Raw genomic sequence first — 14033 nt, 5'->3', positions numbered from 1 at the left:
ATATTCTATTCCTCAGTGGGTATATTATCCACTGCTATATTATTTATTTTTTTCTTTGACCCAAAAGGCATCATAAGACTTCCAAGTACTATAAAAATATCACCAATATTAAAAATCACCTTATCAAGCACCTTTACTTTGATACGAATATAATCCACTACATATCCCCTTGTAAATCTGTCAAAGATATTGCTAAGTGAACCTGCTATAATGAGGCTGAGTGATAGCTTCTTTATCTTCTTTCCTTTTTGTGGAAGTAAGAAAGAAAGTCCTCCAATTAGTACTGAAGTAATAAATACCGGAATATATTTTACTACTTTCTGATTTTCCTTTAGCTTACCAAACGGAAATCCCTTATTATGAAATTTATCTATTTCTATTTTACCGGCAATATTTCTTGGCAAATCCTTTTTATCCATAGAATTTATTGCATATTTTATAACTAAGTCAAGACAAGTTAATACAGGTATTAATACAACAAACATATCCCCCTCCTATATATTTCTAAATATTATATTGGGACTACCCTTGTGTTCCAGATAGTCTCTGGTGATTATAACTTTACCGATATTTTTATCCTTTGGAGTTTCATACATGATATCAAGCATAAACTCTTCTATAATTGAACGAAGTGCTCTGGCTCCTGTGTCCTTGTCCATAGCCAGTTCTGCAATATAATCCATTGCATCATCATCAAATATAAGTTCCACTTCATCAAGCTCCAAAAGCTTTTTATATTGTTTTAATATCGCATTCTTCGGCTCGATCAATATCTTTTTGAATGCCTCTTTATCAAGCTTTGACAGTGTACATATTACAGGTAATCTTCCTATAAACTCCGGGATCATACCGAACTTTTTGATATCCTCATTTGTTACCTTTGCGTATAAATTACTGTCATTATCAAATTTATCCTTAAGATCTGAGTTAAATCCCATGCTGGTATTTTTTCTCAATCTCTCTTTTATGATATCATCAAGTGCAGGAAATGCACCTCCACATATAAATAATATATTGTCTGTATTTACAGTTTCCATTGGTGCCAGCACATTTTTTTGATTGGTACCTACCGGAACCTCAACCTTGCTGCCTTCCAAAAGCTTTAAAAGTTCCTGTTGTACACTTTCTCCACTTACATCCCTTGAATTAGTATTTTTCTTTTTTGCAATCTTATCTATTTCATCAATAAATACAATGCCGCACTCTGCCCTCTCCACATCATTACCCGCAGAAAGTAGTAACTTTGAGATAACACTTTCTATGTCATCTCCTATATACCCTGCCTCTGTAAGTGAGGTTGCGTCCGCTATGGCAAGTGGTACATTAAGTAATTTCGCCAATGTCTTTACAAGATAGGTCTTTCCACTTCCTGTCGGTCCTATCATAAGAATATTTGACTTTTCAATCCTGGTGCCATCTTTACCCTTATCTAAAAAGATTCTTTTATAATGATTGTACACTGCAACAGAGATAATTTTCTTTGCCTGATCCTGCCCTATCACATATTCATCAAGCATTGACTTTATCACATGTGGTGCCGGAACATCTTTCATTGTGAAAAGTGGCTCCGTTCTTTTTTCATCTCTTTTTTTAACCCTGGCTCTTTCAGGTATTGGATTCACATTCATGTTCGGAATATTGAAACTATTAAGATCTATATTTTTTATATCATCTATATTCATCTTTGACATTCCTGACAATTTGCTGATATCCATACTTTGCATGGAGTTAAAAGTTTTTTGTATACAATCAGGACATATATCTATCCCGCCGGGCATAGATATCATTGTACCGGTTTTTGATTCCGGTCTCCTGCACATATAGCATATTTTCTCATATTTATTATTATCATCTTTATCGTTTTTATTATCTTCCATTTTTCCATTCCCAATATTTTACAATAGTTTTATGCTAATCATTCTAACATAAAAAAAAGAAATGTGCCATATTCGTGGAAATACGGTACATTTCTTATACTTATCTTTTATTTAAATAATAGTCTTTATTAATCTTCCTTTGATAGGAAGTTGTAACAAACTGCTGCCAGAGCACCACCTACAAGTGGAGCAAGTATAAATAACCATACCTGTGCAAATGCAACTGAAGTAAGACCACTTACAATTGCAGGTCCAAAGCTTCTTGCAGGATTTACAGATGTTCCTGTAAAAGGAATACCAAATATATGAATCAAAGTAAGTGAAAGACCTATTACAAGTCCTGCAATTCTTCCATTCTCAGCCTTTGATGTAACACCCAAAATTGCCAAAACAAATACAAATGTAAGTATAACTTCTACAAGGAAAGCAACTCCCACTGATATACCCATAGCACTTGCTTCACCGAATCCATTTGTCCCTAGTGATGCATTTGAACCAAGTATAATGAAAAGCAAGATTGCACCTAAAATGCCTCCCAAAAACTGCGATATTACATATCCTGTAAAATCTTTCACATTCATTCTACCTGATACCAACATGCCAAGTGATACGGCAGGATTGATATGGCATCCCGAAATATTTCCGATAGAGTATGCCATAGCCACTATAGAAAGTCCAAAAGCAAATGCTATAAGCAAGGTGGAAAAACCAAGTGGAACAAGTACATTACTCTGAGCCAACAGTGTATTTACCGCTACAGCACTACCACATCCGAAAAGTGTCAGTACGCAAGTACCTATAAACTCTGCTAAATATTTCTTCATTATTACCTCCAATATTCTCTAAATTGTAGTTAAACATTAAAAAGGATTTTAAACCTCCTTAAAACAACGTTGCTCATTATACAACTTAATTTCATAAAAGTCCATAGCATTATATTAATACTTTCTATCATTTACTTTAGAAAACTTTATATTATTCAAATATAAAAAGGACTGACTACTCGATCCTCTCTATCTTATAAAACCTTACTTAAGAAGGTCCTTAATCTATCATTCTTTGGATTTGTAAAGAACTCATATGGAACATTCTCCTCTACAAACTCTCCTGAGTCCAGGAAAACCACTCTGTTTGCAACCTCTCTTGCAAAGCCCATCTCATGTGTTACAACTACCATGGTCATCTTCTGCTTGGCCAGATCCTTCATAACTGACAGTACTTCTCCTACCATCTCAGGATCAAGTGCTGAGGTCGGCTCATCAAAAAGCATAACATCCGGCTTCATACAAAGTGCTCTGACTATAGCAACTCTCTGCTGCTGGCCTCCAGAAAGCTTTGATGGGTACTCATTTGCCCTATCATCAAGTCCTACCTTCTCCAATAGACTCATTGCATATTTCTCTGCCTCATCTGCACTTATTTTTTGGAGTTTCATAGGGGCTAAAACAAGGTTCTCTAGCACTGTCATATGTGGAAATAGGTTAAACTGTTGAAAAACCATACCCATCTTTCTACGATGTACATCAATGTCTACATCCTTTTTGCATATATCAGTGCCTTCAAATAATATTTCTCCGCTATTTGCCTCCTCCATTCTGTTAAGGCATCTAAGAAAGGTTGACTTACCTGAACCTGAAGGTCCTATAAGGCATACCACATCTCCTTTGTTAATATCCAGAGATATATTCTTTAGTACCTGCTTGCCATGAAATTCCTTACATAAATTCTTTACTTCTATAAGTCTATCACCTGCCACTTCTAGCCAAACTCCTCTCAAGTAATTTTACCAAATAGCTAAAGAGCATTACCATGATAAGGTAAAGCAGTGCAACTGCAAGGAAAGGCATCATTGAAGAGTATGTCCTACTCCTTATAACTTCTCCTGCCCTTGTCAAATCCTCTAAAGCAATATAGCCTGCAACTGAAGTCTCCTTCATCAAAACAATAAACTCATTTGCAAGAGTAGGCAATATATTCTTTATAGCTTGAGGCATAATAATATATATCATTGTCTGAGGATAATTAAATCCTAAACTTCTTCCGGCTTCCATCTGACCTCTTGGTACAGAATTAATACCCGAACGAAAAATCTCTGCCTGATATGCTCCTGAATTGATTCCAAAAGCCAGTATAGCCACAATACTCTTATCCACTTTTATTGAACTGAATATAACAAAATATATTATAAGCAACTGTACAACTACCGGAGTTCCTCTTATTACTGTAAGATAAATATTGCATAAGAAATTTAAAAATCTCAATTTCTTTGTATTGTCGTACACATTTCTTACAATAGCTACGCCAAATCCCAGTAGAAATCCAAGTATTACAGCAAAGAATGTAATCTCCAAAGTGACTAACAGACCATTTAACAGGGATAGCCATCTGTTATCTGTTATGAAATTTAAGATAAACTGCGATTTCAACTCTTCAAACATGTTATTCTGCCTTGATATACTTTGCAATAATGCTGTCTATTGTTCCATCAGCCTTCAACTCTGAAAGTGCCTTGTTTACTGCATCTAAAAGCTCTTTATTACCTTTTTGAACTGCTATGGCATAGTTCTCCTCTGCATATGCCTCATCCAAAACTTTAAGACCGCTAGTCTCTTCTACAAACTTCTTTGCAACTTCACTGTCTATAACAACAGCATCTATCTTACCCTGACTAAGTGCCTGAACAGCATCCATACCCTTTGCATATCTCTCAGGCTTAGCATCCTTTATATCGCCTACCATAAGATCACCTGTAGTACCTGTCTGTACTCCAATTGTTTTACCCTCAAGGTCTGCACCTGAAGCTATGCTTGAATCATCCTTTACTATAATAAGCTGTTTTGATGAAGTATATGAATCAGAAAAGTCCACACTCTGCTTTCTTTCTTCTGTAGCTGTAATACCTGCCAAACCTAAATCAGCCTTACCTGATGTTACCTCTAAAATAACTGAGTCAAATGCTATATCTTCTATCTCTATCTGAACTCCAAGCTTACTTGCTATGGCATCTGCTATCTCCATATCAATACCTACAATCTTGTCTCCTTCATGATACTCATATGGTGGAAATTCTGCATTTGTAGCAACTATGAGCTTTCCTGACTCTATAGTTTTTGCTTCTCCTTCACTACTCTCAGCTGCCTTCGAACCGCCACATGCTACCAAACTTGTTACCATTAAACCTGTCATAACCAGTGCTAATATTATTTTCTTCATAAAACCCTCCATTTGTACATAAAAAATCTTATTGCATAATAATACACTCTTTATTATAAGAATGCAATAGCTTTTTATAAATTACACAGGAAAAGACCCTAATCTTGTATTTATACTAAGTTAGAAAAACCAACTGTCATATTGTATACAAAATTAGAGTCCTCGATTCAGCGTAATCATACCCAATAAATGCAATATATTCCATCAGCTATACCGCTGCTGAAGTCAAATATTTCTCCATCTCATTTACGGCATGTATTTCATCATTACCGTCTGCTGATATGTATACCTCTTTGCCATCACCAAACTTTAATGTCATCATGCCCATGATACTCTTTGCATTTACCTTCTTAGTACCACTTTCAACATAAATCCTGCTTTCAAACTGGCTGGCCACCTGTACTAGCATAGCTACCGGTTTAGTTTCAGTCTTTGCATCCATCGCAATCTTAACTGACTTCCTAACCATTTTCTCTCCTTACTTTTTCCCTTAATTGGTCTGCGATGATAGAGAGTTTACGCAACCTATGATTAACCCCACTTTTCCCAAGCTGTGGACTAATCATTTTTCCAAGTTCCACCAAAGAAGCATCAGGATTTTCCAGTCTGGCATTGGCTACCGCCTCCAGATTTGATGTCAATTTTTCAAGTCCCATAATCTCTTTAATAAGTTGTATATCCTCAAGTTGAGAAAGTGCTGCTGACACTGTTTTGTTTATATTTGCTGTCTCACAATTCACTTTTCTGTTTACATCATTTCGCATCCCTTTTAAGATTCGAATATTTTCGAAGTTCATAAGCGATGTAGGTGCTTCCATCAGACCAAGTGCTAATGATATCTGATCACTGTCCTTTATATATACTACATTAGCTTTTTTCCTTGTAGTAATTTTGGGCTTGAGCGATAAATCTTCCATCAATTCCTTTAAAGATAATGCATCATCTATAGTGGAACATACAATTTCAAGATGATAGCCCTTTTCAGGATCTGTGATCGAACCTGAAGATAGAAATGCTCCTCTAAAGAAAGCTTTTTTACAGCAGGAATTTAATAAAACTGTATTACTCCTAAGTGACAAACAATCTAATAACTCTTGGTTTTTAAGAAGCTTTATAGCTTTAAGCACCTCTCTGGCGCCAGCATCATCCATAATACTGACCGAATATAAACGCTTACGCCTGACCAATGCACTATTGCTTACTACTACATCTGTATTTATATTAAATGTTTTTTTAATTAAAGTAAAGTACTTTCTGGCAAGTCCCGAATATTCTGTGTTTATTTGTAAAGATATTTCGTTATTTTTTGATGTAGAAACAGTACCGATAAAGTAAACAATCGCCAAAATTTCTGCAAGTATGCAATGCCTAACCGTAGGATTTACCCTTATAAGTTCATTTTTTACCTCTGAAGAAAATGTCATCTTTTGTCCTATCTTTGCGAAATTCGTGAAATATTCTTGCCCATATCTCTATGTTCCAGTCTGACACCTATTCCATCTATCTTATCAAGTTTTTCCTTAAGTGCAGCTGCAATCGCCACTGAACGATGTTGACCTCCTGTACAGCCTATACCTATCACCAATGCACTCTTTCCCTCATCTATATATCTTGGTATCAAAAAATCAATCATATCATCCAGCTTATCCAGAAAAATTTCAGCATCATTATTTGAGAACACATAGTCTGCAACTTCCTTTTCTTCTCCGGTCTTTAATCTAAGATTATGATCATAGAAAGGATTTGGCAAAAATCTCACATCAAATAATAGATCTGGATCTTCAGGTATACCATACATATATCCAAATGAGAGAACTGTAACAAAAAGATTATTGAATGACTTACCGTCCACATAGATTTTTTTTAGTTCCTGCTTCAATTCCTTAGTCAAAAATCTTCCGGTATCCAATATTCTATCCGCTCTGCTTCTTAAAAAAGCCAGCTTTTCTCTTTCAAGATTTATACCATCTATCAATCTACCTCCTGCCGCCAGCGGATGATTTCGTCTAGTTTCCTTATATCTTTTTATCAATGTATCATCATCTGCCTCAAGGAAGAGTATCTCCATATTTATCTTCTTGTGATCAAGTTCATCAAATACTTCCTGTAGACCGTTCAGTCCGCTCCTAATATCAATGCCAAGTGCTACTCCATTCATTCCTCTTTCAGATTCAATGGTCAGATCCACAAAATTTAAAAGTAGTTCAAGCGGCAGATTGTCAACGCAGTAATACCCAAAGTCTTCAAACATCTTTAATGCAACAGTCTTACCTGAACCGGACATTCCTGTTACAATAATTATCTTCATATCAAATCATCCTTACTTCACATTCTAATTGAACACCAAATTTTTCATAAACTTTAGCACGTACATGCTCTATCAATTTTTTTATATCATCTGATGAAGCATTGTCATAATTTATTACAAAGCCACAATGCTTTTGTGATACTGCCGCACCGCCAAGTCTAAAACCTCTAAGACCTGCATCGTCTATAAGCTTTCCCGCAAAATATCCCTCAGGTCTTTTGAATGTCGAACCTGCACTCGGATATTCCAAAGGCTGCTTTTCTCTTCTTCTACTGTTGAGGTCTTCTATTTGTAGCCTTATTTTTTCTTTATCTCCAGGCTGCAATTTCAGTTTGGCAGCTAAAACTATCTCATTATTTGCTAAGATATTACTTTTTCTATAGCTCAGTTCCAAGTCTGAAGCTAATTTCCATTTTATACTTCCATCAGGACAAAGAACCTTTACTTCATAAAGTACCTCTGACATCTCTCCGCCATAGGCACCTGCATTCATAACTATTGAACCTCCAAGGCTTCCAGGTATTCCACATGCAAATTCAAAACCGCTAAGACTTTGCTCCATAGCATAATCACTTATTTTATCAAGCCCCACTCCGGCTCCGGCTTCAATATATTCACCTTCATGCGTAATACTATCATTTAGAAGGCAGGTAGAAATGATTACTCCATCGTAGCCTCTATCATCTGCCAATATATTACTGCCTTTTCCCAGTATATAATACTTGTAATTTTCTTTTCTTATAATATCCATACAAAGGCCAAGTTGTTCCTCAGTGACAGGAGTTAAGAAAAATCTACATTCTCCACCAACATGAAATGTTGTATGGTCTTTTAATAACTCTCCGTTCTTACAATTTTCACCCAGGATGCTTTTAAAATCCATTTGCATTTATCCCCACTAATCTATTTTAATATCAATCTTTTCCGGCTATATTTGCCTGTACTCTGTTATACAGTTCCTTTGCCGCATTATATCCCATCTGCTTTTGTCTATGATTTACAGCAGCAGTTTCTACAATGATTGCAAGATTTCTACCCGGTCTTACAGGCAATACATGACATACAACCTTATTGCCTAGGTATTCTATATAATTGTCCTCCAGTCCCAGTCTGTCATAATCCTTATTTTTAACCCAATCTTCAAGTTGTATCACCAAATCAATAGACTGAGTATCCTTAACACTAAGTACACCATATAAAGCCTTTACATCTATAATACCTATTCCCCTAAGCTCAATAAAATGTTTAGTTATATCAGGTGCTGTTCCTACTAAAGTCTGTTGTGACACCTTTCTGATCTCCACAACATCATCAGATACAAGTCTGTGACCTCTTTTTACAAGTTCCAGAGCAGCCTCACTCTTTCCAATACCACTATCTCCAGTTATAAGTACACCTTCACCATATACATCCACCAAAACTCCATGTATAGAAATAACCGGTGCAAGCTGTACATTCAGCCATCTTACAAGCTCACCCGTAATATATGTGGTAGACTGCTCAATGCCAAGGCAGGGTACTCCATAATGTATACAATATGAAAGCATATCTTCATCAGGCTTTATACCTCTGGCATACAGTACACATGGTACATGATATGAAAGCAACTTATCATAAGTTACTTTTTTCCTCTCTTCATCCAATGTCTGAATATATGCATTCTCGACATTACCTATTATCTGTACTCTTTCATTGTCAAAATGATCAAAAAAACCTGCCAACTGAAGTGCCGGTCTATTGATTTCCGGATGCTTTAGAATAATAGACTCCGTATCTATGCCCGGTGTAAAATTCTCCAAATTTAATTCCTTAATAAGTTCCTTAACTGTTACGTCTCCTCCCATAGTACCTCCTATCATGATTCCCCCTTTAAAAAATTATCCTAAAAGCTCTAATAGCTCCTCTTTTGAAATATTTGCCAAGGATACTCCCGCTTCAAAGTTTAGTACTTTATCCGCCAAGTCTTTCTTTGACTCTTGAAGTTTAACTATCCTTTCTTCTATAGTTCCCTTTGCAATAAGCCTATAAACAGTAACATTATTTTTTTGTCCGATTCTATGTGCTCTATCTGTAGCCTGATTTTGCGCTGCAAAATTCCACCATGGATCATAATGAATTACTATATCTGCTCCTACAAGATTAAGCCCTGTACCTCCTGCCTTCAAAGAAATCAAGAAAACGTCTGTATTGTCTTCATTAAACTCATTCACAAGCCTGATTCTATCTTCTTTACTTGTAGAACCTGTTATAGTATAGCTACTTATCTTTTCTTCTTTAAATCTCTTTTCGATAATATCAAACATCGAAGTAAATTGTGAAAACAAGAGTATCTTATGTCCTGCTTCTATACCGCTCTTTACCAGATCAATACAGGTTTCAAGCTTAGCTGACTCTCCATTGTAATTATCAAAAATCAAACTCGGATCACAGCATATCTGTCTAAGCCTTGTAATCTCTGACAATATTATCATCTTGGAACTGTTATAATCCCTATCACCTTCCAGCACCTTTTTTAGATTTGCCAGTTCCTTATCATATGCCAACTGCTGCTCTTTTTCAAACTTTGATATCCTGATCTCTTCAATCTTTTCAGGTAAGTCCATTGCAACTTCAGATTTTAGTCTTCTAAGCACAAATGGACTGATCATCTTTGATAAAAGCTTCGCACTGATCTCATTGCCTTCCTTTACTATAGCGTTTTCATACTTTGTTCTAAATGAATTATAGCTATATAAAAAGCCCGGCATTATATAATCAAATATACTCCAAAGTTCACTTAACCTGTTTTCTATAGGCGTTCCTGTAAGAGCAAACTTTACATCCGCCTTTACTGTCTTTACAGCCTTGGCAACGCCTGTATTTTGATTTTTTATAAACTGTGCCTCATCTATTATCTGATGAGAAAATCTCATATCATGATACAGACTTATATCTCTTCTCAGAGTATCATAGGAGCTTATATAAATGTCTGAGTTTTCATTATCCTCCAGAACATTTTGTCTATCTTCCTTACTGCCGACCAGTACAGACACTCTAAGTATGCCTTCTGTATCAAATTTTGATATCTCCTCACTCCAATTATATACCAAAGATGCCGGACATACTATAAGTGCTTTAGCTAATCTATTACTTTTTTTCGCATCTATCAGAAGTGCTATTATCTGCAATGTCTTTCCAAGACCCATATCATCTGCCAGTATACCACCAAAACCCAGTTCTTCAACAGAACGTAGCCATTTAAATCCCTCTTTTTGATAGCCTCTTAAAATATTTTCAACTGTCTTAGGAGGTTCTATGGTCATAGACTTTATATTGTCAAACTTTTCTATCAGTTTTACAAAGCTCTGATCCCTCTTTTCTATAAGTTCCTCATGTGCTACCATCATTTCGTCAATATATAGCGAACGATATAGAGGTACTGTCAATGCTCCTTTTCTCAAATCCTTTGAAGATATCTCCAAAACATCAAGTAATTCATTAAAACTGTTCATGTATTCAGAATCAATATTTACAAATGCACCACTCTTTAGGCGATAGTATTTTTTCTTTTTCCTATAACTTGTCACTATATCAGCCAGTTCCTCAGCACTCATGTCCTCTGAAAGCAAATCCAACTGCAAAAGATTAGACTTTACAGACACTCCTATACTTGCTGAAGGTTTCCTGTATATTCTCACATCATTGAATGCATCACTGCCCAGTACTTTACCATATTTATTTAATGCGTCAATACCCAAAACCTTTAAATCATACAACTCATCTTCTGTAGCGGTGGACGGCAGCTTATTCTCAGACTCATGTGAAAGATATTTTTTTAAAATATCTATAGCTTTTTCTTCTTGTTCTTTATTTCTGATGAGCTCATTTTCATTTCTATCAAGTATTTTCCCGGAAATTACATCTACCCTTCCACCGGTATAAGCTGCTTCCACTCTGCCTATAGCATTATTGTCCTCCATATCCAGATAATATGTAATATCTGCATTTTCAGGTATAAATTCTATTGCTTCAGGTGCATTATCTATTATATTAACATTATCTTTTATAGCCGGCAGTACATCAGAATAAAATTTTCCGATATTTTTTCTTCCAATCCTTATTTCATAGTTTCCAAGATCTGAATGTTTTAAAGCCTTAAATATTTTCAAAATACTCTCATCACATCTATTGAAATAATCGTCTGCAATAAAATATACATACTTGTTTGAATCAAGGCACAAAGGAGTTTCTACATCCAAGCTTACACCTGCAAACTGGTTTTTATCATATATGGGATCAATCTTTATATTTATTTTCATGTTATAATCCCTAAACTCAACCTCTGAAGTGATCTTTTTATAATAGATTTCCTTTGTAAGTTCTACTCTTTTGCCTACCAGCAACTCAAATATATCATCTATATTTGAGGCATCTACTGCAATTTTCGAAGTGTTCAATCCACTTTTAACATAGTCCAAAAGCCTATAGCTTATGGCACTCTCCGTTTCAACCAGATCTTCTATAAACCTTATATACCTTACACTTTCTGCATCAAATGCACTATAATTTAGCTTAACGCTGTCATTTTTACCAAGTGGATACACTTCATTGGATTTTAAAGCCTCAACAAAGTTTCTATAGTTCTTTATCTGTACAAGCTTCTTTCTACCAATTTTAAATTGAATAAACAGACTATAATTGTATTCTCCAGCAGATGACAGTATAAGTTTTGGTATGATCCTTACCGGATCTTTGTCGTAGTTATCACCCTCATCAAAACAGGATATAAACTTGTCTCCAAAATAATTTGTTTCATCTCCAAGCTCATGAGTGTCCAAATATGCATTCAAAAGAAAAACTGCTGCAACGACATGTTCGCAATTTTTTTTATCATTAAGATAGCTACTCATCCTATTTTTATCAAAGCATCTCATGCAACTGCATGATGCTAAGCTAAGCTCATTCTTGCTAAACTCAATATTCACCACACAATCATCCTTTGAATCTACCTTTGCAACAGCTCTTCCATAAACATCTACATCAGGTTCATAATAAAAATAATTTCTATTATATGTCCTGATATCATCCGTCACACTATCTAAGCGAATCTGACCACTTTTTATCAGTTCCTTTGCTTTTTTTGCAGTGTCAGTAGACATAGAAAGGCTATCTATAATAGCCTCTCCGTTGAAGTATTTATAAATAGCCTTTTTCTCTTCCGTATCTGATGCAGATATTATATCTGCCTTTATCTTTTTTATGTTTTCATTTTCTTTTTTCATATCACCGGCTCTCATTACACCTTCAGGAAAATTAAAATCCATTTTTATTTCTCACTCTTTAATATCTCAATAGCTGTACTGAGCTGATTGTCAGATTCACTTCCAATGACTGCTCCCTCATTCAAATCAACCTCTACATCCGGCTTTATTCCCACTTTATGAAGATCATAGCCTGATGGTGGATAGTAATGCTGTGTTGTTATCTTCACAGCTGTACCGTCACCTAATGGCAGTACATTTTGTACTATACCCTTTCCAAAAGTAGTTTTTCCTACTATAGTTCCCCAATTAAAATCTCTAAATGTTGCTGTAAAAACCTCTGATGCAGATGCTGAATTTTCATTTACCAGTACAACCATAGGAATCTTAAGTTCATTAATACCATCAGACTCATACACATCTCCATTTCCGTATTTATCCTCTGTATACAAAACCACTCCTTCAGGCAAGATGTAATCAAGCATACTCACCACCTGATCCAAAAGACCACCGGGATTTCCACGAAGATCCACTATCAACTTTGTCATTCCCTGTGACTTAAGTTCCTCTATACTATTCTCAAACTGATCTGATGTAACTGCATCAAACTGACTCACAGCTATATAACCTATATTGTCATCCAGCATTTTCCCGACCACTGTCTGTACTTCTATAGACCTTCTGGTAAGTTCCAGCTCAACTTCTTTCCTCTCATCACCTCTAAGTACTGTCATTTTGAAGCTAGTACCCTCTTCTCCTCTTATCTTTGTCTTTACGAGTATATCCATATCCGTTCCAGCAACCTCTTCTCCATCTATCTTGTAGATGATATCACCTACCTGAAGACCCGATTCCTTCGCCGGACTGTTATCAAATACATTTACAATGGTAATAATCTTTGTATTAGGATTTTGTGAAACAACAGCACCTATACCTGAGTATTTTCCCTCAGTATCCTCGTTTAATGCCTTATACTCTTCCTTTGTATAATATACGGTATACGGATCTCCCAAGCCATTCATCATACCTGCATAGATACCATCCTCAACCTTTGTCATATCTTCATCAAATAGGAAATACTCATCTATAATACTCTGCAAATATGAGGTTTTTTCTTCTATTTTTTCATAATCAAGCTTATCAGATCTTCTACTTGTAAATCCCGAAAGCAATATTCCGTTCCCAAGTGCAAATGAGAATCCTATATATCCCAAAATAAAGGCGGTCATCATACCAAGTATAAAACCTATAACTCCACTCAGTCGCCCTTTTCTTTTTTGGTTTCTTTCTTCTCTTACGCGTGGGCCATCTATATTTGCTCTTCCTTGTTGTCTTTCCCTAATATAATTTTCAAAGTCGTCATTTTCACGATGTTCAAACATACTTACCTCCAAA

At 35.6% G+C, this 14033-nt stretch carries 13 protein-coding genes; all 13 read right to left on the bottom strand.

Annotated elements, in window-relative coordinates; genetic code table 11:
• Positions 1-5 precede the first annotated feature (5 nt).
• On the bottom strand, positions 6-485 hold the full coding sequence (lspA, locus tag D4A81_RS01620; protein WP_111523908.1) for a signal peptidase II: 480 nt from the start codon (positions 483-485) through the stop codon (positions 6-8).
• A gap of 9 nt (positions 486-494) precedes the next feature.
• Complete coding sequence (clpX, locus tag D4A81_RS01615) at positions 495-1877, bottom strand: ATP-dependent Clp protease ATP-binding subunit ClpX (RefSeq protein WP_111523907.1); 1383 nt, start codon at positions 1875-1877, stop codon at positions 495-497.
• 128 nt (positions 1878-2005) lie between these two features.
• Complete coding sequence (locus D4A81_RS01610; RefSeq protein ID WP_111523906.1) at positions 2006-2701, bottom strand: MIP/aquaporin family protein; 696 nt, start codon at positions 2699-2701, stop codon at positions 2006-2008.
• Between the two features lie 194 nt (positions 2702-2895).
• Positions 2896-3633, bottom strand: a complete 738-nt coding sequence (locus D4A81_RS01605; RefSeq protein WP_111523905.1) for an amino acid ABC transporter ATP-binding protein — start codon at positions 3631-3633, stop codon at positions 2896-2898.
• Positions 3623-4315: an amino acid ABC transporter permease gene (locus tag D4A81_RS01600; protein WP_111523904.1), complete on the bottom strand. Its 693-nt coding sequence runs from the start codon at positions 4313-4315 to the stop codon at positions 3623-3625. Before D4A81_RS01600 ends, D4A81_RS01605 begins: the two co-directional genes overlap by 11 nt.
• Position 4316: 1 nt before the next feature.
• A complete protein-coding gene (locus D4A81_RS01595; RefSeq protein WP_111523903.1) occupies positions 4317-5090 on the bottom strand; it encodes a basic amino acid ABC transporter substrate-binding protein in 774 nt (257 codons plus the stop codon).
• Positions 5091-5298: 208 nt separating this feature from the next.
• Positions 5299-5559, bottom strand: coding sequence for an HPr family phosphocarrier protein (locus D4A81_RS01590; RefSeq protein ID WP_111523902.1), 261 nt, complete (start codon positions 5557-5559; stop codon positions 5299-5301).
• Positions 5552-6514, bottom strand: a complete 963-nt coding sequence (gene whiA / locus D4A81_RS01585; protein ID WP_111523901.1) for a DNA-binding protein WhiA — start codon at positions 6512-6514, stop codon at positions 5552-5554. The genes D4A81_RS01590 and whiA overlap by 8 nt, the downstream gene beginning before the upstream one ends.
• Before the next feature lie 8 nt (positions 6515-6522).
• Positions 6523-7398 (bottom strand): RNase adapter RapZ, encoded by an 876-nt coding sequence (gene rapZ / locus D4A81_RS01580; RefSeq protein WP_111523900.1) that lies wholly within the window; start codon positions 7396-7398, stop codon positions 6523-6525.
• A gap of 1 nt (position 7399) precedes the next feature.
• On the bottom strand, positions 7400-8281 hold the full coding sequence (murB, locus tag D4A81_RS01575; protein ID WP_111523976.1) for a UDP-N-acetylmuramate dehydrogenase: 882 nt from the start codon (positions 8279-8281) through the stop codon (positions 7400-7402).
• 31 nt (positions 8282-8312) lie between these two features.
• On the bottom strand, positions 8313-9242 hold the full coding sequence (hprK, locus tag D4A81_RS01570) for an HPr(Ser) kinase/phosphatase (protein ID WP_111523977.1): 930 nt from the start codon (positions 9240-9242) through the stop codon (positions 8313-8315).
• 33 nt (positions 9243-9275) lie between these two features.
• Positions 9276-12701, bottom strand: coding sequence for a DEAD/DEAH box helicase (locus D4A81_RS01565; protein WP_111523899.1), 3426 nt, complete (start codon positions 12699-12701; stop codon positions 9276-9278).
• A gap of 2 nt (positions 12702-12703) precedes the next feature.
• Positions 12704-14020, bottom strand: coding sequence for a S41 family peptidase (locus D4A81_RS01560; protein ID WP_111523898.1), 1317 nt, complete (start codon positions 14018-14020; stop codon positions 12704-12706).
• Positions 14021-14033: the final 13 nt, after the last annotated feature.

The organism is Lachnoanaerobaculum umeaense (assembly GCF_003589745.1).
GTDB lineage: Bacteria > Bacillota > Clostridia > Lachnospirales > Lachnospiraceae > Lachnoanaerobaculum > Lachnoanaerobaculum umeaense.
The sequence above is the reverse complement of the archived record's forward strand: the minus strand, read 5'-3'. Positions and strand labels throughout refer to the sequence as shown.

Excerpts from the sequence above, each read along its gene's own strand:
- D4A81_RS01595 (WP_111523903.1), bottom strand. The coding sequence starts at position 5,090 with ATGAAGAAAATAATATTAGCACTGGTTATGACAGGTTTAATGGTAACA.
- murB (WP_111523976.1), bottom strand. The coding sequence starts at position 8,281 with ATGGATTTTAAAAGCATCCTGGGTGAAAATTGTAAGAACGGAGAGTTA.
- whiA (WP_111523901.1), bottom strand. The coding sequence starts at position 6,514 with ATGACATTTTCTTCAGAGGTAAAAAATGAACTTATAAGGGTAAATCCT.
- hprK (WP_111523977.1), bottom strand. The coding sequence starts at position 9,242 with ATGGGAGGAGACGTAACAGTTAAGGAACTTATTAAGGAATTAAATTTG.
- D4A81_RS01600 (WP_111523904.1), bottom strand. The coding sequence starts at position 4,315 with ATGTTTGAAGAGTTGAAATCGCAGTTTATCTTAAATTTCATAACAGAT.
- D4A81_RS01560 (WP_111523898.1), bottom strand. The coding sequence starts at position 14,020 with ATGTTTGAACATCGTGAAAATGACGACTTTGAAAATTATATTAGGGAA.
- lspA (WP_111523908.1), bottom strand. The coding sequence starts at position 485 with ATGTTTGTTGTATTAATACCTGTATTAACTTGTCTTGACTTAGTTATA.
- clpX (WP_111523907.1), bottom strand. The coding sequence starts at position 1,877 with ATGGAAGATAATAAAAACGATAAAGATGATAATAATAAATATGAGAAA.
- rapZ (WP_111523900.1), bottom strand. The coding sequence starts at position 7,398 with ATGAAGATAATTATTGTAACAGGAATGTCCGGTTCAGGTAAGACTGTT.
- D4A81_RS01565 (WP_111523899.1), bottom strand. The coding sequence starts at position 12,701 with ATGGATTTTAATTTTCCTGAAGGTGTAATGAGAGCCGGTGATATGAAA.
- D4A81_RS01610 (WP_111523906.1), bottom strand. The coding sequence starts at position 2,701 with ATGAAGAAATATTTAGCAGAGTTTATAGGTACTTGCGTACTGACACTT.
- D4A81_RS01590 (WP_111523902.1), bottom strand. The coding sequence starts at position 5,559 with ATGGTTAGGAAGTCAGTTAAGATTGCGATGGATGCAAAGACTGAAACT.